The sequence below is a fragment of the Gordonia sp. NPDC057258 genome (assembly GCF_042668985.1).
Taxonomy (GTDB): domain Bacteria; phylum Actinomycetota; class Actinomycetes; order Mycobacteriales; family Mycobacteriaceae; genus Gordonia; species Gordonia hongkongensis.
Map to the genome: position 1 here is coordinate 140538 of NZ_JBHUXZ010000006.1, position 21154 is coordinate 161691.

Here is a 21154-nt window from a genome sequence, read left to right on the forward strand (position 1 = left end):
GCGATGCTGCCGCCCGACCGCGGTGTGTGTCCGTCAGAGTTCGGTGACGCTGCCACCGGCAGCGGCGATCTTCTCCTTGGCGGAGGCGGTGAACTTGTCGGCGGTGATGTCGACCTTGACCGACAGGTCACCGTCGCCGAGAACCTTCACCAGCTTGTTCTTGCGAACGGCGCCGGCCGCGACGAGCTCGTCGACGCCGATGGTGCCGCCCTGCGGGAACAGGCGGGCGATGTCGCCGACGTTGACGACCTGGTACTCGATCCGGTTGCGGTTGGTGAAGCCCTTGAGCTTCGGCAGCCGCATGTGGATCGGCATCTGGCCACCCTCGAAGCCGGCGGGCACGTTCTTGCGTGCCTTGGTGCCCTTGGTGCCGCGACCGGCGGTCTTACCCTTGGACCCCTCACCGCGACCCACGCGGGTCTTGTCGGTCTTCGACCCCGGAGCGGGGCGAAGGTGATGGAGTTTGATGGTCATGCTTGAACCTCTTCGACTGTCACGAGGTGACGAACCGCGTTGATGAGGCCGCGGTTGATCGGCGTGTCCTCGCGGGTGACGGTCTGGCGGATGCCCTTGAGTCCGAGGGTCCGCAGGCTGTCACGCTGGTTGCTCTTGGTACCGATGGTGCCCTTGACCTGAGTGATCTTCAGCTGAGCCATGATCAGACCCCCTGTCCTGCGCGAGCGCGGAGCATACCGGCCGGAGCGACATCCTCGATCGGCAGACCGCGGCGGGCCGCGACCTCTTCGGGACGCTGCAGCATCTTGAGTGCCGCGACGGTGGCGTGCACGACGTTGATGGCGTTGTCCGAGCCGAGGCTCTTGGCGAGGACGTCGTGGACGCCCGCGCACTCGAGCACGGCACGCACCGCGCCACCGGCGATCACACCGGTACCGGGGCTGGCCGGGCGGAGCATGACGACACCGGCGGCGGCCTCACCCTGGACCGGGTGGGTCACTGTGCCGGCGATCAGGGGCACGCGGAAGAAGTTCTTGCGAGCTTCCTCGACACCCTTCTGGATCGCGGCCGGGACTTCCTTGGCCTTGCCGTAGCCGACGCCGACCATGCCCTGGCCGTCGCCGACGACCACGAGAGCGGTGAACGAGAAACGACGTCCACCCTTGACCACCTTCGAGACGCGGTTGATGGTCACCACGCGCTCGAGCTGGTTGCGGTCCTGGTCGCGGCCGCCACGATCGCGACGGTCGCCGCGGCCACCGCCGCGACGGTCGTTGCCGCCGCCCTGGTTGTTCTGGTTGTTGTCGTTACCGGCGGGTCCGTTTCCGCCGTCACGCTGACGTCCGGGCATCAGAGGTTCCCTCCGGTCATGTGGGTGTAGCTGTTCGAGATGGTCATCAGAAGCTCAGGCCTCCCTCGCGGGCGGCGTCGGCGAGCGCGGCGATCCGGCCGTGGTAGTCCTTGCCACCACGGTCGAACACGACGGCGTCGACGCCGGCAGCCTTGGCGCGGGCGGCGATGAGCTCGCCGACCTTGCGGGCCTGCGCGGACTTGTCGCCGCCGGCCGCACGCACATCGGCCTCGATCGTCGATGCCGCGGCCAGCGTCTTGCCGGCCAGGTCGTCGATCAACTGGACGTGGATGTGGCGCGAGCTGCGCTTGACCGCGAGACGCGGACGGGCCGGGGTTCCGCTGACCTTCTTGCGGAGGCGGAAGTGACGGTTGCCGGTCGCCTTGCGACGACGCGTCGAGACGTCCTTGCCGATCGGCTTGCGCACTGTCTTGGTAGCTGAATCACTCATGGCTTACTTACCCGTCTTTCCGACCTTGCGACGGATCTGCTCACCCTCGTAGCGAATGCCCTTGCCCTTGTAGGGGTCCGGACGACGCAGGCGGCGGATGACCGCCGAGATCTCGCCGACTTGCTGCTTGTCGATACCCGAGACCGAGAACTTCGTCGGGGACTCCACGGCGAACGTGATGCCCGCCGGGGCCTCGATCGGCACGGGATGGCTGTAACCGAGCGCGAACTCGAGGTCGCTGCCCTTGGCCTGCACGCGGTAACCGACACCGAAGATCTCCATCTTCTTGGTGTAGCCCTGCGTGACGCCCACGACGAGGTTGTTCACGAGCGAACGGCTCAGGCCGTGCAGCGCGCGGCTGCGACGCTCGTCGTTGGGGCGGGTCACGACGATGGAGTTGTCCTCCTTGGCGACCGAGATGGGCTCGGAGACGGTGAGCGAGAGCTCACCCTTGGGGCCCTTCACGGTGACGTTCTGGCCGTCGATGGTGACGTCCACGCCCGCGGGGATCTCGATGGGGTTCTTTCCGATACGCGACATGTGTTGTTACCTCCCCTACCAGACGTAGGCGAGGACTTCGCCGCCCACGCCCTGGTTGGCTGCCTGGCGATCGGTGAGCAGGCCCGACGACGTGGAGATGATGGCCACGCCGAGGCCGCCCAGAACCTTGGGCAGGTTGGTGGACTTTGCATAGACCCGGAGACCGGGCTTGGAGACGCGGCGCAGACCGGCGATGGAGCGCTCGCGACTCGGGCCGTACTTCAGGGAGACGACGAGGTTCTTCCCGACCTCCGCGTCTTCGGTGCGGTAGTCGGTGATGTAGCCCTCGCGCTTGAGGATCTCGGCGATGTTCACCTTGATCTTCGACGAGGGCAGTGTCACCTCGTCGTGGTACGCCGAGTTGGCGTTACGCAGACGCGTCAAGAAGTCTGCGATCGGGTCAGTCATGGTCATGGGTGACCGTCAACCTTTCTCGTAGCGGTTCCCATACAGCGCCGGTGGCCGGAAAAATCCCGGTGACCTGCGGTGGGCCTTCCACGAAGTGGATAGTTGTTTGGAGAAGGTTCTCGCCGCCGATGCCCTTGGCTTTTCGCCGGCACCGGAGACTATTCAGTTGTGTCCCGGACACCTGAGGTGCACAGGCAACCGGTCTAGTGTAGGGAATCCGCAGCGTAGACCCAAATCGGCACCGGTCGGCAGTGGCGACCATCAGGCACCATCGAGGGTATGGATCGACGCAAACTCCTCAAAACGGGCCTGCTCGGGGCCGGGCTGCTCGGCATCACCGGTACGTCGCTGGTGACCGGGTGCGCCACCGACGATCCGCCGACGCGGGATCGATCCGGCTCGGGTCCGACGGGCACGTCCGCAGACGCCGCGTCGGTCGAGACCGTCGCATCCGGGCTGAACGTGCCGTGGGCGCTGGCCTTCCTCGGTGACGGCGATGCCCTCGTCACCCAGCGCGACGACGCCACGATCGTCCGGGTGTCCCCTGGGGGTGAGGTCCGGACCGTCGGCGAGTTCGCTGACGCCGCTCCCCGCGGCGAAGGCGGGTTGCAGGGCATCGCGGTGGCGCCAGGCGACGAGAGCGCGGTGTTCGTCTACTACACGACCGCCACCGACAATCGGCTGGTGCGCCTGGACTTCGACGGCGACCGGCTCACCCGTCCCCGACCGCTGATCACCGGACTCGACGCGGCCTACAACCATCACGGCGGCGCCCTCGCCTTCGGTTCGGACGGAAGCCTGTTCGTCGCGGTCGGCGATGCCGCCGTACCCGAGGTCGCCCAGGACGTCACCGCGTTGAACGGCAAGATCCTGCGGGTGGACCGGGATGGCCGCCCGTGGCCGGGCAACCCGTTCGGCAACGAGGTCCACTCGTACGGGCACCGCAACGTCGAGGGCCTGGCCTTCGACGGCGCAGGCCGGCTGTGGGCCAGTGAGTTCGGACAGAACCGTCGTGACGAGCTCAATCTGATCCGACCGGGTGGCAACTACGGGTGGCCGGAGGTCGAAGGCGATTCCGATGATCCGCGGTTCGTCGCGCCGGCCGCCACCTGGACCACGCAGGAGGCGTCCCCGGCCGGGCTGGCGATCATCGGCGACCGCGCCTACATGGCCGCGCTCCGCGGCCGGCGGCTGTGGGAGATACCGCTCACGGGGTCGGCCGCCGGCGAGCCGGTGAGCAGGTACGCCGACGAGTTCGGCCGGCTGCGCGTCGTGGCCGCCGCGCCCGACGGCTCACTGTGGTTCGGCACGAGCAACACCGACGGACGCGGCCGGCCGGCCGACGGGGACGATCGTCTGCTCCGGATGCGGCTCGGCTGACCACAGTTCCGGCGCGCGGACCAGAAGCCATCCGACGGGCGCCGATCGGTTCTGTACGGAATCGACAGTTCGATTCTCGAATCATTTCGCGGAACCATTTTCCGAAATCGTCTCATCGCCGGACTCTCATGGGTGCGAGCCCGTCATCACCGGGTGTTTTCGCAACGATTGTGTGGCCTATTCCAGGCGGCAGGATCACCGCGTCGGTCGACAGCGTAACAACGAACTGGCCTCGATCCGCCGAACATCACCTCGTCGCCGCGCCGCGATGTCATGGTGGAACACGTGGATTCGACTCATCTTCCCGAGCTCGTCGACGAGCTCCTGTCCTCGGCCCGCGAAGCGTCGAGCCGACGGGCCTCTCATACGTTGCACGGCAACTCTTCTCGACATCTTCGACAAACGGTGATCGCACTGGTCGCGGGCGCGGCACTGTCGGATCACGACAGTCCCACCGAGGCCACGCTGCAGGTCCTGCGCGGGCGTGTCGTCCTGACCTCGGCGGACGGCGATCCGGCCGGCCGGTGGGAGGGCGCCACCGGCGACCTGGTGACCATTCCGTCGACGCGTCACGGCCTGACCGCACAAGAGGACTCGGCGATCCTGTTGACGGTTGCCACGCGTTGACCTAAGCGACCAGATTGTTTCCCGAATGACCGACGGGTGTATTTCCCACAAACGTTTTCGGCATATCTGATCGACTTTGCGATTCGGGAAGAAACAATTGCCGACCCTCCGTATGGTGTCGCTCATGGCCCGGTCAGAAGATGTACAGGGTTCTGCAGCCACCGCACTGTTGGACATCGGCAGGTTCTTCACCCGATGGGACGAGACCGACGATCGTCGTGTCGTCTTCCGGGACGGCGGTCGGGCGGGTGACGTCTTCTACCGGGATCGATGGAGCCACGACAAGATCGTGCGCTCGACACACGGCGTGAACTGCACGGGCTCCTGCTCGTGGAAGGTCTACGTCAAAGACGGGATCATCACCTGGGAGACCCAGGAGACCGACTACCCCTCGGTGGGCCCGGACCGGCCCGAGTACGAACCCCGCGGGTGCCCGCGGGGCGCGGCCTTCTCCTGGTACACCTACTCCCCCACCCGGGTCCGACACCCGTACGCCCGGGGTGTGCTGGTGGAGATGTTCCGCGAGGCGAAGCGCCGGCTCGGCGATCCCGTGCTGGCGTGGGCCGACGTCGTCGGAGACCCGCTGCGCCGACGCTCCTACCAGCGCGCACGGGGCAAGGGCGGGCTCGTTCGCGTCTCCTGGGACGAGGCCGTCGAGATGGCCGCGGCAGCGCACGTCCACACGATCAAGGCCCACGGTCCGGACCGGTGCGCGGGTTTCTCCCCGATCCCGGCCATGTCGATGGTCAGCCACTGCGTCGGCACCCGGTTCATCCAGCTGATCGGCGGGGTGATGACCTCGTTCTACGACTGGTACGCCGATCTGCCGGTGGCCAGTCCCCAGGTGTTCGGCGACCAGACCGACGTCCCGGAGTCCGGGGACTGGTGGGACGCGACGTACCTGATGATGTGGGGTTCCAACGTCCCGGTGACGCGGACCCCGGACGCGCACTGGATGGCCGAGGTGCGCTACCGCGGCACCAAGGTGGTCTCGGTCAGCCCCGACTACGCCGACAACACCAAGTTCGCCGACGAATGGCTGCCCGCGCAGGCCGGCACCGACGGGGCGCTCGCGATGGCGATGGGACACGTCATCCTCACCGAGTTCTTCGTCCGGCGCTCGACCGGGTTCTTCGACGACTACGTGCGCCGCTACACCGACCTGCCGTTCCTGATCCACTTGGACGAAAAACCGGGCGGGCCGGACGGTGACTCGACCGGCACCGACGTCCCCGGAAAATTCGTCCCTGGGAAGTTCGTGACCGCCGACGAGTTGCCCGGCGCGGAACATGTTGCCTCCGAGGACGTCTGGAAGACGGTGTGCTGGGACGAGGCACGCGATGAGCCGGTGGTGCCCAACGGCTCGATGGGGTTCCGGTACGCCGACTCCGGTGCGGGGCGATGGAATCTCGATCTCGGTGGCGCGCAACCCGCGCTGACACTCATGAGCGATGCGGCCGAATTCGTCGAAGTCGCGTTCCCGGTCTTCGACGCCCCCGACGGCAGCGGCGCCGTGGTCCGCCGAGGTGTCCCCGCGCGGCGGATCGGGGGACGGCTCGTCACGACCGTCTTCGATCTGATGCTCGCGCAGTACGGCGTCACCCGGGACGGGCTCCCCGGCGAGTGGCCCACCGGCTACGACGACGCATCGGCGCCGTACACACCGGCGTGGCAGGCCGAGATCACCGGCGTGCCGGCCGCGGCGGCGATTCGCGTCGCGCGCGAATTCGCCGCCAACGCCGAGGAATCCGGCGGCCGCTCGATGATCATCATGGGCGCCGGGATCTGCCAGTGGTTCCACGGCGACGCGACCTATCGGGCGATCCTGTCCCTGCTCATCCTCACCGGATGCATGGGCCGCAACGGCGGCGGTTGGGCGCACTACGTCGGGCAGGAGAAGTGTCGTCCGATCACGGGCTGGATCTCGCTGGCGAACGCGCTGGACTGGACGCGCCCGCCGCGGACCATGACCGGGACCTCGTACTGGTACATGCACACCGGGCAATGGCGCAACGACGGGTACTCGACATCCTCACTCGCCTCCCCGCTGTCGCGCGGCACGATGGACCACGAGCACACCGCCGACGCCATCGCCCAGTCGGCGCGGCTCGGCTGGATGCCCTTCTATCCCCAGTTCTCCACCAACCCTCTCGACGTCGCCGACGAGGCGACCGCCGCCGTGGATCGCGGTGACGCCGCCGATCCGGCGTCCTACGTCGCAGAGCGTCTGCAGAACGGCCAACTGACATCCGCCATCACCGACGTCGACGCACCCGAGAACTGGCCCCGGACCCTCGTGCTGTGGCGGTCCAACCTGCTCGGTTCGTCGGCGAAGGGCAACGAGTACTTCCTCCGGACCCTGCTCGGCACCCACCACAACGTGCTCGGCGCCGAGAAACCCGAGACCCCGAGGCCTGCCGAGATCCGTTGGCACGACGACATTCCGGAGGGGAAGCTCGACCTGCTGCTGTCGGCGGATTTCCGGATGACCTCGACCACGCTGCTGTCGGACATCGTCCTGCCTGCTGCGACCTGGTACGAGAAGCACGACCTGTCCTCGACGGACATGCACCCGTTCGTCCACGCGTTCACGCCGGCGATCGACCCGCCGTGGGAGGCGAAGTCCGACTTCGACCTGTTCCACCGGCTCGCACGCAAGCTGTCGGACCTGGCACGCACCCACCTCGGTACACGGCGCGATCTCGTCAGCGTCCCTCTGCAGCACGACACCCCCGGCGAGGTTGCACAACCGCACGGCCGGATTCTGGACTGGCGACACGACGGCGTTGTCGGACAGCCAGGCCGGAACATGCCGAACTTCACCGTGGTGGAACGGGATTACACCGCGATCGCGGACAAGCTGGCGTCCATCGGACCGCTCGCGGACACCCTCGGCTTCACCGTCAAGAACGTGACCTACCCGCTCGAGAAACAAACACGCACACTCGCCGAATCCAACGGCGTGATGCTCGGCGGCGCCGGCGACGGACGACCGGCCATCGACACCGACGAGAAACTCGCCGAGGCGATCCTGACGTTGTCGGGCACCACGAACGGCGAACTCGCGGTGGCCGGCTTCGAACAGCTGCAGCAACGCGTCGGCTTCCGCCTCGACGACCTCGCGCGCGGTTCGGAGGAGAAGCGCATCCGCTTCGCCGACACCCAGAAGGCACCCGTGCCGGTGATCACGTCGCCGGAGTGGTCCGGGTCGGAGACCGGCGGCCGCCGGTACGCACCGTTCACGGTGAACATCGAGCGGCTCAAGCCGTTTCACACGCTCACCGGACGGATGCACTTCTATCTGGACCACGACTGGATGATCGACATGGGCGAGTCGCTCCCGATCTACCGGCCGCCGCTGGACATGCACCGCCTGTTCGGCGAACCCAAGCTCGGACCCGACGGCGCCCGGGAGATCACGGTGCGGTACCTGACGCCACACTCCAAGTGGTCGATCCACTCCGAGTACCAGGACAACCTATTCATGTTGTCGCTCTCCCGCGGCGGGCCGATCGCCTGGCTGAGTCCCCAGGACGCCGCCTCGATCGACGTCGCCGACAACGACTGGATCGAATGCATTAACGCCAACGGCGTTTTCGTGTGCCGTGCAATCGTCAGCCATCGCATGCCGGCCGGGGTCTGCTACGTCCACCACGCCCAGGAACGCACGATCGACGTCCCGAAGTCGGAGGCGACGGGCCGCCGGGGCGGCATCCACAACTCGCCGACGCGGCTGCTGGTGAAACCGACCCACCTCATCGGCGGTTACGCCCAGTTGTCCTACGCCTTCAACTATCTCGGACCGACCGGCAATCAACGCGACATGGTCTCGACCATCCGCAAACGCAGCCAGGAGGTGACGTACTGATGCGGGTCATGGCCCAGGTCGGGATGGTGATGAACCTCGACAAGTGCATCGGGTGCCACACCTGCTCGGTGACCTGCAAGCAGGCGTGGACCAATCGGTCCGGCACCGAGTACGTGTGGTTCAACAACGTCGAAACCCGTCCCGGACAGGGGTATCCGCGACGGTACGACGACCAGGAGACCTGGCAGGGCGGCTGGGTCCTCAACCGCAACGGCAGGCTGCGCCTGCGCGCCGGCGGCCGCGTGCGGAAGCTGTTGACCCTGTTCGCGAGTCCGGTCCAGCCGACCATCGAGGACTATTACGAACCCTGGACCTACGACTACCAGACCCTCATCGACGCCCCGCTCGGCGACGATTTCCCGGTCGCCCGTCCCAAGTCCCTGCTCACCGGCAAGGACACCAAGGTCACCTGGTCGGCGAACTGGGACGACAACCTCGGCGGTGCACCGGAACTCGCCGAGCGCGACCCCATCGTCGAGAAGCTCCGGCGCGATTCCGAAGACGCGGTGAAGTTCGGCTTCGAGCAGACCTTCATGTTCTATCTGCCGCGGATCTGCGAACACTGCCTCAATCCGTCATGCATGGCGTCGTGCCCCTCCGGTGCGATCTACAAACGCAGCGAGGACGGCATCGTGCTCGTCGACCAGGACCGCTGCCGCGGCTGGCGGCAGTGCATCACGGGCTGCCCGTACAAGAAGATCTACTTCAACCACAAATCCGGCAAGGCCGAGAAATGCACGCTGTGTTACCCGCGCATCGAGGTCGGGCAGCCGACGGTGTGTTCCGAGACGTGCGTCGGCCGGCTTCGCTACCTGGGCATCTTCCTCTACGACGCCGACGCCGTGACTGCGGCCGCCTCGGTCCCCGATGATCGCGATCTGTATGAGGCGCAACTCGATCTGATGCTCGACCCCGAGGATCCGGCGGTGATCGCCGCCGCTCGACGCGACGGCATCCCGGACGACTGGCTCGAGGCCGCGCGCCGATCGCCGGTCTACGCGCTGGCGAAGAAGTACCGTGTCGCGCTCCCGCTGCACCCGGAATACCGCACGATGCCGATGGTCTGGTACGTCCCACCGCTGTCGCCGATCGTCGACCTGCTCGCCGAGCAGGGTCACGACGCCGAGGGCGCGGGAACGCTGTTCGGCGCGATCGAGGCCCTTCGGATTCCGGTGGAGTACCTGGCCGAATTGTTCACCGCCGGTGACACGGTCGTCATCGACACGGTGTTGCGCCGCTTGGCCGCCATGCGCTCGTACATGCGCGACGTGACCCTGGGCCGTGAACCCGACGCCGGAATACCGGCCGCGGTGGGGATGACCGAGGAAGAGGTGTACGAGATGTACCGCCTGATGGCGATCGCGAAATATGAAGAGCGATACGTGATCCCCACGGCTCATCTCGAACAGGCCGAGAAACTGGACGAGATGGGGTGTTCGCTCGACTACGACGACGGGCCCGGCATGTTCGACTCGTCGCCGTTCGGCGAGGCCAGCGGTCGTCCCGCGCCGGTGTCGGTGGAGACGTTCCATGCGCTGCGTCAGCGTCAGACCACTGACACGGCGGCCGGCGAGCACACGATGGCGGGCCGGACCAACCTGCTCAACTGGGACGGCAACGGGGCCCCGCCGGGCCTGTTCCCCGAACGCGTACCCGGGCCGTCGACTCCCGACGAGGAAGCACGATGAGGGGACCACGGTTGTTCGCACGTCGCTCGCGGGCGACCGACGAGGGCACCGTCATACGGTTGATCGCGTCCTGGTGTCTGAGCTATCCCGACGACGAGGTCCTCGGCCGCGTCGATCTGATACGGGCCGCCCTCGCCGAACAGGACGACTCCCTGGCGACAGAATTGCTGCGACAGACCGTCGATCACCTCGGCGGTGGCGATCCGGCAGCGCTGCGCCGCGAGTACATCGAGCTCTTCGATCTCTCGAAACGGCACACGCTCTACCTGTCGTACTGGTCCGATGGGGACACCCGGCGTCGGGGCGCGTCGCTGGGCGAGTTCAAGCAGGCCTACCGCGACAGTGGATTTCTCGTGGACCTGCGCGGTGAACTGCCCGACCATCTGCCGATCGTGCTCGAGTTCAGCGCGCGGGCCGATCCGGGCCGCGGCGTCGAGCTGCTCGAGAAGCACCGTGCAGCACTGGAATTGATCCGGTTCGCCCTGCTCGGCGCGGAGTCGCCGTACGCCGGGGCGGTGGCGGCGGTGTGCGCCACCCTGCCCAGTCCCTCCCCACCCGACCGGGCCACGGCGCTCGCGATGTGCGCACCCGCACCGACGGAGACCGTGGGCCTGGAACCCTTCGATCCCCGCCTGCTGCCGATCAACCCGACCCGAGCGTGAGGTGACCCGTGGACATCTTCCTGTGGGGCGTGGTGCCCTACGCGACGCTAGGACTGCTCATCGGTGGAACCATCTGGCGCTATCGCTACGACAAGTTCGGGTGGACGACGCGGTCATCGGAGCTCTACGAGTCCCGCCTCCTGCGGATAGCGTCGCCGCTCTTCCACTACGGCGTGCTCGTGGTGATCATCGGCCACGCGATCGGATTGTTGATCCCGGAGTCGTGGACGGAGGCCATCGGCGTCTCGGAGACGCTGTACCACTGGGGTGCCGGGGGTTTCGGGATCCTGGCGGCCGTCGCCACCCTCGTCGGGGTCGCGATGCTGGTGTACCGCAGACGGACCGTCGGCCCGGTGTTCATGGCCACCACGCGTAACGACAAGGCGATGTACCTGGTGCTGGTCACGGCGCTGGTGGCAGGCACCTACATCACGCTGATCGGCACGCTCGACCCGCACGCGCCCGGCGTGAACTACCGCGAGACCGTCTCGCCCTGGTTCCGTTCACTGTTCGTGCTGCAACCGGACGTCACGGCGATGGCGGCGGCGCCCTTGCGTTTCCACGTGCACATCCTGATCGGGATGCTCCTCTTCGCGATGGTCCCCTTCACCCGGCTGGTGCACATCTTCACCGCGCCGGTGCACTACCTCTTCCGTCCCTACATCGTGTACCGAAGCCGCGACCGACGTGTCGCGCCGGGTAACCAGCCCCATCGGCCGGGGTGGGCGCCCGTCGGAGTGAAGGATCGTGATCGATGAGCACCGACACCACGACGCCCGCCATCAGCTCGCGTGCGCAGACCACGAACCTCGCTCTCGCGACACTCGCGTTCACGATCAGCTTCTGGGCCTGGAACCTCATCGGTCCGCTCGGGGTCGTCTACACCGACCAACTCGACCTGAGCGCCACCCAGAAGTCGATCCTCGTCGCCATCCCGATCCTGGTCGGCTCGCTCGGGCGAATCCTGACCGGCGCACTGACCGACCGCTTCGGCGGCCGCCTCATGTTCACCGTTCTGCTGGTCGCCACCATTCCGTTCGTCCTGCTGGTCGCCGCCGCCGGACATTTCGACAGCTACGCGTTGCTGCTCGTCGCCGGCTTCTTCCTCGGCGTCGGCGGGACGACGTTCGCCGTGGGCATCCCCTTCGTGAACGCCTGGTACGACAAGTCCCGGCGCGGGTTCGCGACCGGCGTCTTCGGAGCCGGGATGGGCGGGACGGCGTTGTCGGCCTTCTTCACCCCCCGGTTCGTGTCGTGGTTCGGATACATCGCGACGCACATCATCATCGCCGTCGCGCTCGCGGTGGTCGCCGTGGTCTGTTGGTTGTTCATGCGCGACTCACCCAGGTGGGCCGCGTCCCACGACTCGGTGGTCCCCAAACTGATCGGTGCGGCCAAACTGCCGATCACCTGGCAGCTCGGTTTTCTCTACGCTGCGGCGTTCGGCGGCTTCGTCGCCTTCAGCACCTACCTGCCGACCTACCTCAAGGACGTCTACGACTTCGACCTCCAGGCGGCCGGCACGCGCACCGCCGGTTTCGCGATCGCGGCCGTCATCGCCCGGCCCGTCGGCGGTGTCCTGTCCGATCGCTTCGGACCGCGCATCATCACCGTGATCTCCTGTGGCGGTGCCGCCGTGCTCGCCGTGTGGATGATCACCAAGCCGCCCCTCGAGATACCCGCCGGTCTCGACTTCGTCCTGATGGCGGTCTGCATGGGACTCGGTTCGGGGTCGGTCTTCAGCTGGGTCGCGCAGGCCGCGCCCGCCGAGCGGGTCGGTTCGGTCACCGGGATCGTGGGTGCCCTCGGCGGGCTCGGCGGCTTCTTCCCGCCCATGGTCATGGGGGCCACCTACGACGCGACCACCCACAGCTACACGATCGGGCTCGCACTGCTGGTCGTCTTCGCCACGTGCGCGGCCCTGTTCACCGTGTTCGGCATCCGACGCACGGCGAACACCTGACGCCCGCCTCCCCGGCTGCGGCGTCGGGAGAATTGTCGGGGCCTCGTGTTCTGATGTTCGCACCCGTCGAACAAAGGAGCGATCCATGTCAGACCACGCTGCCGCGATCCGAGGTCTGCCCCGGTGGCATCCCAATCCGCTCATCCGTTCCACCATCGAGACCATCCGGCGCTGCGGCTGGCAGGTGACCTCGGTCGGCGAGGCGGACGCCGAGTTCGACGCACCGCCTGCAGGTGCTCGAACCGAGTGCGGGTTCTCCTACACCTCCGGACTCTCGCTGCACTCGATCCCGGAGCTCTCGATCTACGGCGTCGATCCCCTGACCGCGACGCACGTGCTGAACGAACTGGGCGCCCTGCTCCACCAGGAGGACTGGCGTGATCTCGTCGCCGCGCAGTCCGACATCCCGTTGCAGACGGTCGCCGTGACCGTCCGACTCATCGAGCAACTCGACCACGACGAGCTGCTCCTGGCGAACCTGTTGTTCCCCGACCACCCGAAACTGCAGGTGGTCTGGCCCGACGACCACGGCCACCTCCCATGGGAAGACGGCTACACCCTGCTCCCGATGCACCAGCCGGTGAAGGGGATGCCGCAACTCCTGGATCCCCCGCGCCCGCAACCACGCCTTCTCACAACCGAATCCGGGCCCGACCGAACCCGCCCGCGACGGGCACGTCGCATCTCGGGTCACTGACCTGCGGCCGGCGGCCTCCCGGCGTGTCCGGGGCGACATGTGTCCGTGTTGCCCCGGACAAACGGAGCCCGGAGATGCCACCATGGTTGGTCTGGGGGCTCGAACAGACCACGGGGGCACGTGGAAAGGCAGGTCGGCGTGGCGCACCTCCCGGTCGTGGTCGCTGCACTCGTCGCCCTCGTCCTCGCGGTCGCCTTCGTCGCCGTCATCTACCGGCGTCCGCAACGCGGTCTCCTGGTCTTGGCCGCGCTCACCCCCCTCGACGGTCTCCTCGACATCGCCCCGTTGCCCGGCGTCGCCTCGGCGTGGAAGGAGGGCGTCCTCGCGCTGACGCTGATCTGCGCGGCCAATCGCCGGGTCCGGCCCGCCGACCGGACGGACCCGCCGTTGCAGCTGCCGTGGTGGCCGGCCGCGGCCGTGCTGGTCGCGTTCGGGGTCGTGTCGGCGCTCTACGTCTACGGCCCCATCGGGCTGTACGGCGTCAAGGTCACCTTCTTCTACCTCTTCGTGGTCCTCGCGCTATGGCTGACGCCGTTCGACGCGCTCGACCGCGACCGACTGGTCTCGATCATCATGGCGCTCGGGGTGCTCACCACCCTCGTGGGCATCGGCCAGCAGCTCCTGGGTCCGGCGCGGCTGGTCGAACTCGGCTACACCTTCGGCGAGCAGGTGCGGACGAGCGGTCCGCTGTTCCGGACGTTCAGCACGTTCAATCAGCCCTTCGGTTTCGGACTCTTCGTCATGCTGGCCCTGCTCGTCGGCGGAGCAGTGGCGCTGTCGGACACCGCCCGCCGGCGCAACCGGTTGTTCCTCGTCTGCTGGCCGGTCATGGCGATCACGATGGCCACGTCGGTGGTGCGGGCGGCGATCCTCGGCCTCATCGTCGGTGTGATCTGGCTTGCGGCCCTTCGCTTCCGCCGCCTCATCGCCCCGCTGCTCGCAGTCGGGGTCGTCGCCGTCATCTCGCTGCCGTTCCTGCCGTCGAACATCACCAAGGTGTTCTTCTCGTCGAGCAGCCTGAGTCAGCGCGGCTCCGGGTGGGGTGAGATCTTCGCGAGCATCTGGGTGCACCCGCTCGGGACCGGCCTGGCGTCGAGCGGATCGGCGGCCGACGCGATGTCGGCGGCCCAGGGCGACACGACGCGGACGATCACCGCCGGCGCCGGCGGTACCGTGCAGCAGTTGTCGAAGAACTACCAGCCGGACAACTACTACGTGAAGCTGCTCATCGAACTCGGGCCGATCGGGTTGTGGTTGTTCCTGGCCCTGATCGTGACCGCGATCATCTGGTGCGTGCAGTACTCGCGCCGGATGCCCGACCCGGATGGAGCCCTCGTCCTGGGTGTCAGTGCGTCCATGGTCGCGGCGATGGTGGCCTGCCTGGTCGCCACCTACTTCGAGATCTTCCCGCTCGACTTCTACTTCTGGTTACTGTTGGGAGCTGCTGGATGCGCGACGGCACAACACGAATCACGTACGGTGCGCTTGCACTTCGTCCCGGAGGCAGCGGCGTCCAGACCTACATCCGCGAACTCCTGAGGGCACTGCCCGGCCACGTCGACGGCACCGCCCTGTCCGCAGTCGTGCAGACCGACGCGGTCGGCGAACTGCCCCCGGCGATCACCCCGGTGGAGCGTCCCGTCGCCGACGGTGTCCGACGGGCGGTGTTCGGCGTACTCCCCACCCGCTCGGGCGGCGTGTTCCACGGTCTCGACGTCGACCTACCAGTCGCCGGCCCCGCCACCACGGTCGCGACCGTGCACGACCTGTCGGTGCTCGACATGTCGTCCGCGTCGAGCCGGTTTCGCGCCGCGGGCGAATCCGTACTCGTCCGCACGACCCTCCGTCGGGCCGACGTGCTGATCGCCGTCTCCGAGTTCACCGCCGAACGAATCCGCGAGACCTGCGGACGGGATGCCCACGTCACCGAACTCGCGCCCGCCGACTGGGCCCGCCCACCCGCGCCGGCCGATGTCGAACGGGTTCGGGCGAAATACGATCTGCCGGAACGCTTCGTGATGCAGATCGGCACCGTCGAACCCCGCAAGAACGTCGAACTCGTCGCGGCGGTCGCCCGGCGCCTCGACATTCCGTGCGTGCTCGGCGGCGCGGGTTCGACCGGCCCGGGTGCCCCGTCGTCGGCGGTCGGGCTCGGTTACGTCGATGTCGGGGACCTGCCGGCGCTCTACGCCGCGGCGACCGGACGGGGGGCTGTTCTTTCGGATGGAGTGGACTTGTCGACCCGTGTATCGCAGGCCGAGTTCCCGCAGACCACGAGGCGCACCCCGGTGTACTCGTCGCCCAACGGTCGGCGCACCTTTCACGAGCTGATCCGCGACGATCCCCTGAGCACGATCGTGACCGTGTCGATCGACGTGTTGTCCGCGACGATCGCGGTGGCCGCCGGGATCTGGTGGGTGAGGAGTGGCAGCGGCGCGAACCCGCCGTTGTGGACACTCATCACCTTCGTGCCGATCCTCGTGATCGTCTTCTCCTTGCGCGGGGTCTACCGTCGGGGGCTCAATCGCCGGTTCCTCGACGAGGTCGGCCGGGTCATGACCGGGTGCACGATCACCGCGATGATCCTGCTGTGTTCTCTGCTCCTCCCCTACTCCGACGACAGACCCGGCGCCGCGGTCACCAAGGTGTGGGTGTCGGCGCTGTTCTGGGTTCCGTTCGGTCGTCTCATCCGCGACATCATCCAGCGGAGCCTGCGCAAGAACGGTCATCTGCTGTCCCCCACGCTGATCATCGGCGACGGGCCGATCACCGCACAGGTCGTCGGCCGCATGGTGGCCGCGCCGGAGCACGGTCTCCGGCCGGTCGGCATCCTGGCCGCCGGCGCGCCACCCCGCGCCGATCGGGACGAGGGACCCACCAACGAGATCGCGCAGCTCGGCGGGGTGGACGAACTCGACGACGCGATCCGGGCGACGAAGGCCGAGGTCCTGGTCGTGGCCTTCGCGGTCACCAATGTCGAAAGGCTCACCGCCGCCGTCCGTATCGCCCACCGGCATGGGGTGAAGGTGTGGATCGTGCCGCGCATGTTCGACGTCGTCGGACGCCGCAGTCGGGTCGATCACATCGGCGGGCTGCCCCTGATGTCGGTCCCGCACACCAACCCGCGGGGGTGGCAGTTCCGGACCAAACACATCGGGGACCGGGTGGTCGGAGCCCTGATCCTCGCCGCGATCTCACCGCTGTTCTTCACGCTCATGCTGCTGGTCCGGCTGAGCTCGCCGGGCCCGATCTTCTTCGCCCAGCCGCGGGTGGGTCGCGACGCGCGGGTGTTCAACTGCCTGAAGTTCCGCTCGATGCGGCCCGAGGACCCCGCCGCGGAGAAATTCCGGCCGACCGAGGGCAGCGCACCCGGCGGCGTCGAGGGCGTCGACCGCCGCACCAGGATCGGCAAGATCATGCGCTCGACGTCGATGGACGAACTACCCCAGTTACTCAACGTGATCCGCGGCGACATGAGTCTCGTGGGTCCACGCCCGGAGCGTCCCGAGTACGTCTCGCTGTTCGAGGTGCAGATCCGGCGATACGGCGAGCGCCACCGGGTGAAGGCCGGGGTCACCGGCTGGGCGCAGGTGCACGGCCTGCGCGGTCAGACCTCCATCGCCGACCGCGCCGAGTGGGACAACTACTACATCGAGAACTGGTCACTCTGGCTCGACGTCAAGATCCTGCTCCTGACCGTGCTCGCGGTGCTCAAACGGGCGGAGTAGCCGCGGCCACCCACCCGCGTCGTCACATCGTCGGACGTCGGGTGTCGTACGCGGGGCGATACGGCACCCGTCCCCGTTCGTCGCGGATGGTGACGATCAACGTGCGGGCGACGACGACGAGCAGGATGATACCGCTGACGATCGCGAGGAGCAGTGCGGTCATGACGACCTCCTGACGCCGGAACATGGTGTGCCGGTATTGAATCGCCGATCACGACCTGGTGGTAGATGCCAACCGCGCATCCGTGGACTCAATTGCCCGCCCATGGTGACGCGACTCCGCCGGGCGGCGCCACTGATTTTCTGCCGCGGGCCGGTGCCGGGGTCCGGCGACGGCATCGCCGACGGACAGCATCATCCGGCACACCGCCGAGAAGTGCGGTGCGGCAACGGCACGCAGTCCGCGACGGTCGGTATCTCTCACGCCGGGCGCGTCAACGCGTCCGGTGCCCCCGGGCGATCAAGTGATGCCCATACGTCCCGCAACACGTCGACGCCGGCGGCGAGGTCGTCGGCATCCTCGGTGAACGGAACGCGGATGTAGCGTTCGTGCGCCCCGTCGACGCCGAACTTCGGTCCGGCGCTGATCCGCACACCTCGGTTCAGGGCGGCGGCCGCGAGCGCGGAACTCAGCGGCGCCCCGAGCCCGACCCACATCGCCAACCCACCGTTGACGTCGGGAATCTCCCACTCCGGCAGATGATTTCGTAGAAGTCCGGTGAGCGTGTCCCGGCCGATACGAAGCTGCGCGGAACGAACCGCGAGCAGGTCGTCGTAACCGGCCAAGACCTCGGCGGCGATCTGCTGGTCGATGATCGGCGAACCGAGGTCACCGGCGGGTCGCCGTCGGACGATCCGGTCGACGATGTCCTCGTCGGCACGAATCCATCCCACCCGCAATCCACTCCACACCGTCTTGCCCAGCGATCCGATCGTCACCACCGGCACCGAGGACCTCACCGGCGCATGCGCGGCGAACGGGAAATGGTCCGTCCGACGATCGATGTCGAGCTCGGCAGTCGTCTCGTCGACGAGCAGCGCGGTCCCGGCCCGGCGCGCCGCGTCGGCGAGTCGCTCTCGGTGGGCGGACGGCATCGAGGCGCCCGTCGGGTTCTGGAAATCCGGTATGCAATAAGCCATCTCGGGTCGCATCCGGTTGAGGATCTCGAGGAAGTGGTCCATGTCCCAACCGGCCGCGGTGACCGGCGTCGACACGAGCCGTCCGCCGGCCTCGGCGATCGCCTCGTAGGCGTGCGGATAGGTCGGGGTCTCGACGACCACCCGGTCGGCTCGTCGGAGCAGGGTCCGCGCGACGAGTGCGATGGCGTGTTGCCCACCGAGGGTCACCACGATCTGCGCCGGGGTCGTGGGCAGTCCGCGGTCGGTGTATCGATCGGCGATTCGTCGGCGTAGCAGCGGATCGCCCACCAGGTCGAGTCCGGGCCGGCGCAGCAGGTCGGGCACATTGCCCGTGACCCGCTCGATGATCGCCTCGAGACCGGGCACCGGTTCGGGAACGGCGTGCGCGAAGTCGATCTCGGCAACCGCGCCCGGACCCCTCCGCGGGAGCATCGCGACGGAGCCGGATCCCCGGACGCTGACCAGATAGCCGGCCTCGCGCAGCGCTCCGTACGCCGACACCACCGTGGTCCGACTCCGCCCGAGCGCATCGGCGAGGATTCGCTCGGCAGGCAACCGCGTGTATGTCGCGATCCGGCCGTCGTCGATGAGGAGTCGGATGCGGGCGGCGAGGGCCGCGTAGGCCGCGTCGCCGCTCTCCCACTCACCGAGCAGCGTGACGAGTTGCTTCACCCCGAGGTTCGAGCGAGCCACCGGCCGGCCGATGGCTCGCGGTGCACCCACAGAATCCTCCTCACCGGTCGCCAGGGTCGAACGACGCCCTGCGGCCGTCGACGTCCAGTCAAACGCAGTGCCCGCGGGCACCACAAGGTCCAATCCGCGGTCGGTGGACTGCCGTCGAGCGGTGGTGGCGGTCCGCAGATCACCCGTGACCACCGGGCGGCTGTCGGGTTCGGGCGATATCGTCGGCGTCGATGAACATCCGCCCGTCAGCTCTCGACGCGGCCGTGCGTCCCGGGCACGTGCTCCGTGTCGATGACGTCGACGGCCTCGCCCTGGCCGACCTCGTCGACTCGGTCTCGGCTGACCTACCGGTGTTCCTGGACCATCGCGGACCCGGCGATCGCACCGCCCGGGAGGTCGTCCGGGAGGTCCTCGATGCGCTCGAGGACATCGTCGTCGCCCTCTTCCCGGTCTGGCTCCCGGGCCATGAGCCGGGCCGGCCGGTCGACGCCGACGACGCCGAGGCCACGGCGCGCCTGTTGTGCCGGGACGCCGGCTTCCCCTCGCCCGCCGTCATCCATCTGGCCCGTGCGGCCGCCGGCGCGCGACGTCCCGGCCCCGGCCCCGCCGACGACGCCCGGGCGGCCGCGCTGACATTCCTCCTACGACGGGGATACGGACGGGATTCCGTGGTCCTGGCCGTGCGCGCCGACACCGCGTTGGCCGAGCGGGCCCAGCACGCGGCCGCCGCCGCGTACGAATGGCTGGCCGACCACGCCGACCTCACCGTGTGGCTCACCGCCGACGCCCTGCCCGCGGTCACCAGGGTGCCGGCCATCCGGATCGGAGTACCCGCGGGGCGGCGATTCCCGCCGCCCGGTCCGGTGGAGGCGCTGCCCGATCCGTCGTCGGCCTCGGCGAGGCCCGTCCTCGTCGCCTCGCGTCCGTCGGGGAGACCGGCACCGCACAGCGAGGCCGAGCAAACCCTCGAACGCGCCCTCGCGCGTGCACCGTGGGCTCGCGACCGACAGTGGAACCGGAGTCCGCGCGACCTCGATCCGCTCCACCCCGCGGTGATCGTCGACCTGCTGTGGCCGAGTGAACGCGTCGTCGTGGAGGTCGACGGCGCGGATCATCGCGGCCCGGTAAAGTACGCGCGAGATCGACGTCGCGACAACATGCTTCAGCGTGCCGGATACCTCGTTCTGCGTTACACGAACGACCACGTTCTCGACGACACGTCCCTTGTCGTCGCAGAGCTGGCCGCCGTGATCGCCGAGCGCTCCCGACCACCGGCACCGTCCCGACCGACGCCCGCCCGACCCCCTTCGACCCGCGAGGAGCATCCGTGGACCACGCCCAGCTGACGCCGATCCAGAGTGCGGCGCTGTTCGTCCTGCTGGCCGAGTCCCGAGAGCTCTCCAACCCGGAACTGAAGGAGTTCGGTGCCGCGCTGGACAAGCCTGCTCGCAATCATCTCAACGCCCTCGGCCTCGTCGACTCTCGACTCGGCGCGCGCCGCGCGTACTTCCACACCCTGACCGACCGCGGGTGGGCCTGGTGCGCGGCCGAACTGACATCCGAGCCACCGAAGAGATCGACCGCACCGACGAAGGCCATGTACGCGGTCCTCGCCGGCCTCGCCCGGTACCTCGACGACGAGGACATGCGGCTGCACGAGGTGTTCGGACGCCCCCGTCGCGCCGCCACCGAGGAACCCGCGACCCCGACCGCAACGGCTGCGTCCGACCCGGCGTCGTCCACCGTCGATCCCCGCGACCAGATCGCGGCCGCCTACCGCGCCCGGGCCGTCACGGCGGGCGACTTCGTCCTCGTCTCCGATCTCCGCGCCGACCTGCCCGGGATGAGCGACGAGGTCTTCGACGCCACGATGGTGGAGTTCCAGCGCGCGCCGGGGGTCAGCCTCATCCCGCAGGAAGACCAGGCGTTGCTGACACCGGCCGACCGGGCGGCCGCGGTGACGGTGGGCACGCAATCGTGCCATCTGTTCGCGATCGAGGAGAGCTGATCCG

At 68.1% G+C, this 21154-nt stretch carries 20 protein-coding genes and 1 pseudogene; 13 read left to right on the top strand and 8 right to left on the bottom strand.

The annotated features are described in order from the left end of the window. Nucleotides 1-33: 33 nt before the first annotated feature. Genes rplO through rpsH form a run of 6 tightly spaced genes read right to left on the bottom strand, consistent with a single transcriptional unit; the run spans nt 34 to nt 2711 of the window. The gene (gene rplO, locus ACFUEJ_RS07000; RefSeq protein ID WP_004023566.1) at nt 34-474 is read right to left on the bottom strand and encodes a 50S ribosomal protein L15; all 441 of its coding nucleotides are present in this window, start codon (nt 472-474) and stop codon (nt 34-36) included. Next, on the bottom strand, nt 471-656 hold the full coding sequence (rpmD, locus tag ACFUEJ_RS07005; RefSeq protein ID WP_058251976.1) for a 50S ribosomal protein L30: 186 nt from the start codon (nt 654-656) through the stop codon (nt 471-473). The genes rplO and rpmD overlap by 4 nt, the downstream gene beginning before the upstream one ends. A gap of 2 nt (nt 657-658) precedes the next feature. Further along, a complete protein-coding gene (gene rpsE, locus ACFUEJ_RS07010) occupies nt 659-1306 on the bottom strand; it encodes a 30S ribosomal protein S5 (protein ID WP_058251977.1) in 648 nt (215 codons plus the stop codon). 46 nt (nt 1307-1352) lie between these two features. Beyond that, on the bottom strand, nt 1353-1757 hold the full coding sequence (rplR, locus tag ACFUEJ_RS07015; RefSeq protein WP_058251978.1) for a 50S ribosomal protein L18: 405 nt from the start codon (nt 1755-1757) through the stop codon (nt 1353-1355). Between the two features lie 3 nt (nt 1758-1760). Then, entirely contained in the window at nt 1761-2297 is a 537-nt protein-coding gene (gene rplF / locus ACFUEJ_RS07020) for a 50S ribosomal protein L6 (RefSeq protein ID WP_058251979.1), read from the bottom strand. Nucleotides 2298-2312: 15 nt separating this feature from the next. Continuing rightward, entirely contained in the window at nt 2313-2711 is a 399-nt protein-coding gene (gene rpsH, locus ACFUEJ_RS07025; protein WP_004023571.1) for a 30S ribosomal protein S8, read from the bottom strand. 273 nt (nt 2712-2984) lie between these two features. Between rpsH and ACFUEJ_RS07030 the strand changes: the two genes are divergently transcribed. The 11 genes and pseudogenes from ACFUEJ_RS07030 (at nt 2985) to ACFUEJ_RS07080 (ending at nt 17318) form a co-directional block, all read left to right on the top strand. Beyond that, on the top strand, nt 2985-4085 hold the full coding sequence (locus ACFUEJ_RS07030; RefSeq protein ID WP_068969971.1) for a sorbosone dehydrogenase family protein: 1101 nt from the start codon (nt 2985-2987) through the stop codon (nt 4083-4085). 285 nt (nt 4086-4370) lie between these two features. Further along, nucleotides 4371-4712 carry a cupin domain-containing protein gene (locus ACFUEJ_RS07035; protein ID WP_083229291.1) on the top strand — a complete coding sequence of 114 codons (342 nt, stop codon included), beginning with the start codon at nt 4371-4373 and terminating at the stop codon, nt 4710-4712. A gap of 124 nt (nt 4713-4836) precedes the next feature. Further along, complete coding sequence (locus ACFUEJ_RS07040) at nt 4837-8580, top strand: nitrate reductase subunit alpha (RefSeq protein WP_388028310.1); 3744 nt, start codon at nt 4837-4839, stop codon at nt 8578-8580. Beyond that, nucleotides 8580-10268, top strand: a complete 1689-nt coding sequence (narH, locus tag ACFUEJ_RS07045) for a nitrate reductase subunit beta (RefSeq protein WP_388028312.1) — start codon at nt 8580-8582, stop codon at nt 10266-10268. Before ACFUEJ_RS07040 ends, narH begins: the two co-directional genes overlap by 1 nt. Next, a complete protein-coding gene (gene narJ / locus ACFUEJ_RS07050; RefSeq protein ID WP_205333226.1) occupies nt 10265-10930 on the top strand; it encodes a nitrate reductase molybdenum cofactor assembly chaperone in 666 nt (221 codons plus the stop codon). Before narH ends, narJ begins: the two co-directional genes overlap by 4 nt. Nucleotides 10931-10938: 8 nt before the next feature. Further along, a complete protein-coding gene (gene narI, locus ACFUEJ_RS07055; RefSeq protein WP_058251983.1) occupies nt 10939-11688 on the top strand; it encodes a respiratory nitrate reductase subunit gamma in 750 nt (249 codons plus the stop codon). Next, nucleotides 11685-12893 (top strand): NarK/NasA family nitrate transporter, encoded by a 1209-nt coding sequence (locus ACFUEJ_RS07060; RefSeq protein WP_078113085.1) that lies wholly within the window; start codon nt 11685-11687, stop codon nt 12891-12893. The genes narI and ACFUEJ_RS07060 overlap by 4 nt, the downstream gene beginning before the upstream one ends. A gap of 85 nt (nt 12894-12978) precedes the next feature. Further along, complete coding sequence (locus tag ACFUEJ_RS07065; RefSeq protein WP_058251985.1) at nt 12979-13590, top strand: DUF4262 domain-containing protein; 612 nt, start codon at nt 12979-12981, stop codon at nt 13588-13590. A 138-nt stretch (nt 13591-13728) separates the two neighbouring features. Next, nucleotides 13729-15129, top strand: a complete 1401-nt coding sequence (locus ACFUEJ_RS07070) for an O-antigen ligase (RefSeq protein ID WP_068972027.1) — start codon at nt 13729-13731, stop codon at nt 15127-15129. Between the two features lie 32 nt (nt 15130-15161). Then, nucleotides 15162-15791: pseudogene (locus ACFUEJ_RS07075) on the top strand (glycosyltransferase); the annotation flags it as partial. A 33-nt stretch (nt 15792-15824) separates the two neighbouring features. Further along, nucleotides 15825-17318, top strand: coding sequence for a sugar transferase (locus ACFUEJ_RS07080; RefSeq protein ID WP_388028363.1), 1494 nt, complete (start codon nt 15825-15827; stop codon nt 17316-17318). A gap of 22 nt (nt 17319-17340) precedes the next feature. Here ACFUEJ_RS07080 and ACFUEJ_RS07085 read toward each other — a convergent pair whose 3' ends face one another. Then, complete coding sequence (locus tag ACFUEJ_RS07085) at nt 17341-17481, bottom strand: hypothetical protein (RefSeq protein ID WP_165629719.1); 141 nt, start codon at nt 17479-17481, stop codon at nt 17341-17343. A 257-nt stretch (nt 17482-17738) separates the two neighbouring features. Then, entirely contained in the window at nt 17739-19181 is a 1443-nt protein-coding gene (locus tag ACFUEJ_RS07090; RefSeq protein WP_249356183.1) for a PLP-dependent aminotransferase family protein, read from the bottom strand. A 191-nt stretch (nt 19182-19372) separates the two neighbouring features. Here ACFUEJ_RS07090 and ACFUEJ_RS07095 point away from each other — a divergent pair, with 191 nt between their 5' ends. After that, on the top strand, nt 19373-20488 hold the full coding sequence (locus tag ACFUEJ_RS07095; RefSeq protein ID WP_388028317.1) for a DUF559 domain-containing protein: 1116 nt from the start codon (nt 19373-19375) through the stop codon (nt 20486-20488). Further along, nucleotides 20470-21150, top strand: a complete 681-nt coding sequence (locus ACFUEJ_RS07100; protein WP_388028319.1) for a MarR family transcriptional regulator — start codon at nt 20470-20472, stop codon at nt 21148-21150. Before ACFUEJ_RS07095 ends, ACFUEJ_RS07100 begins: the two co-directional genes overlap by 19 nt. The last annotated feature ends 4 nt before the right edge of the window (nt 21151-21154 follow it).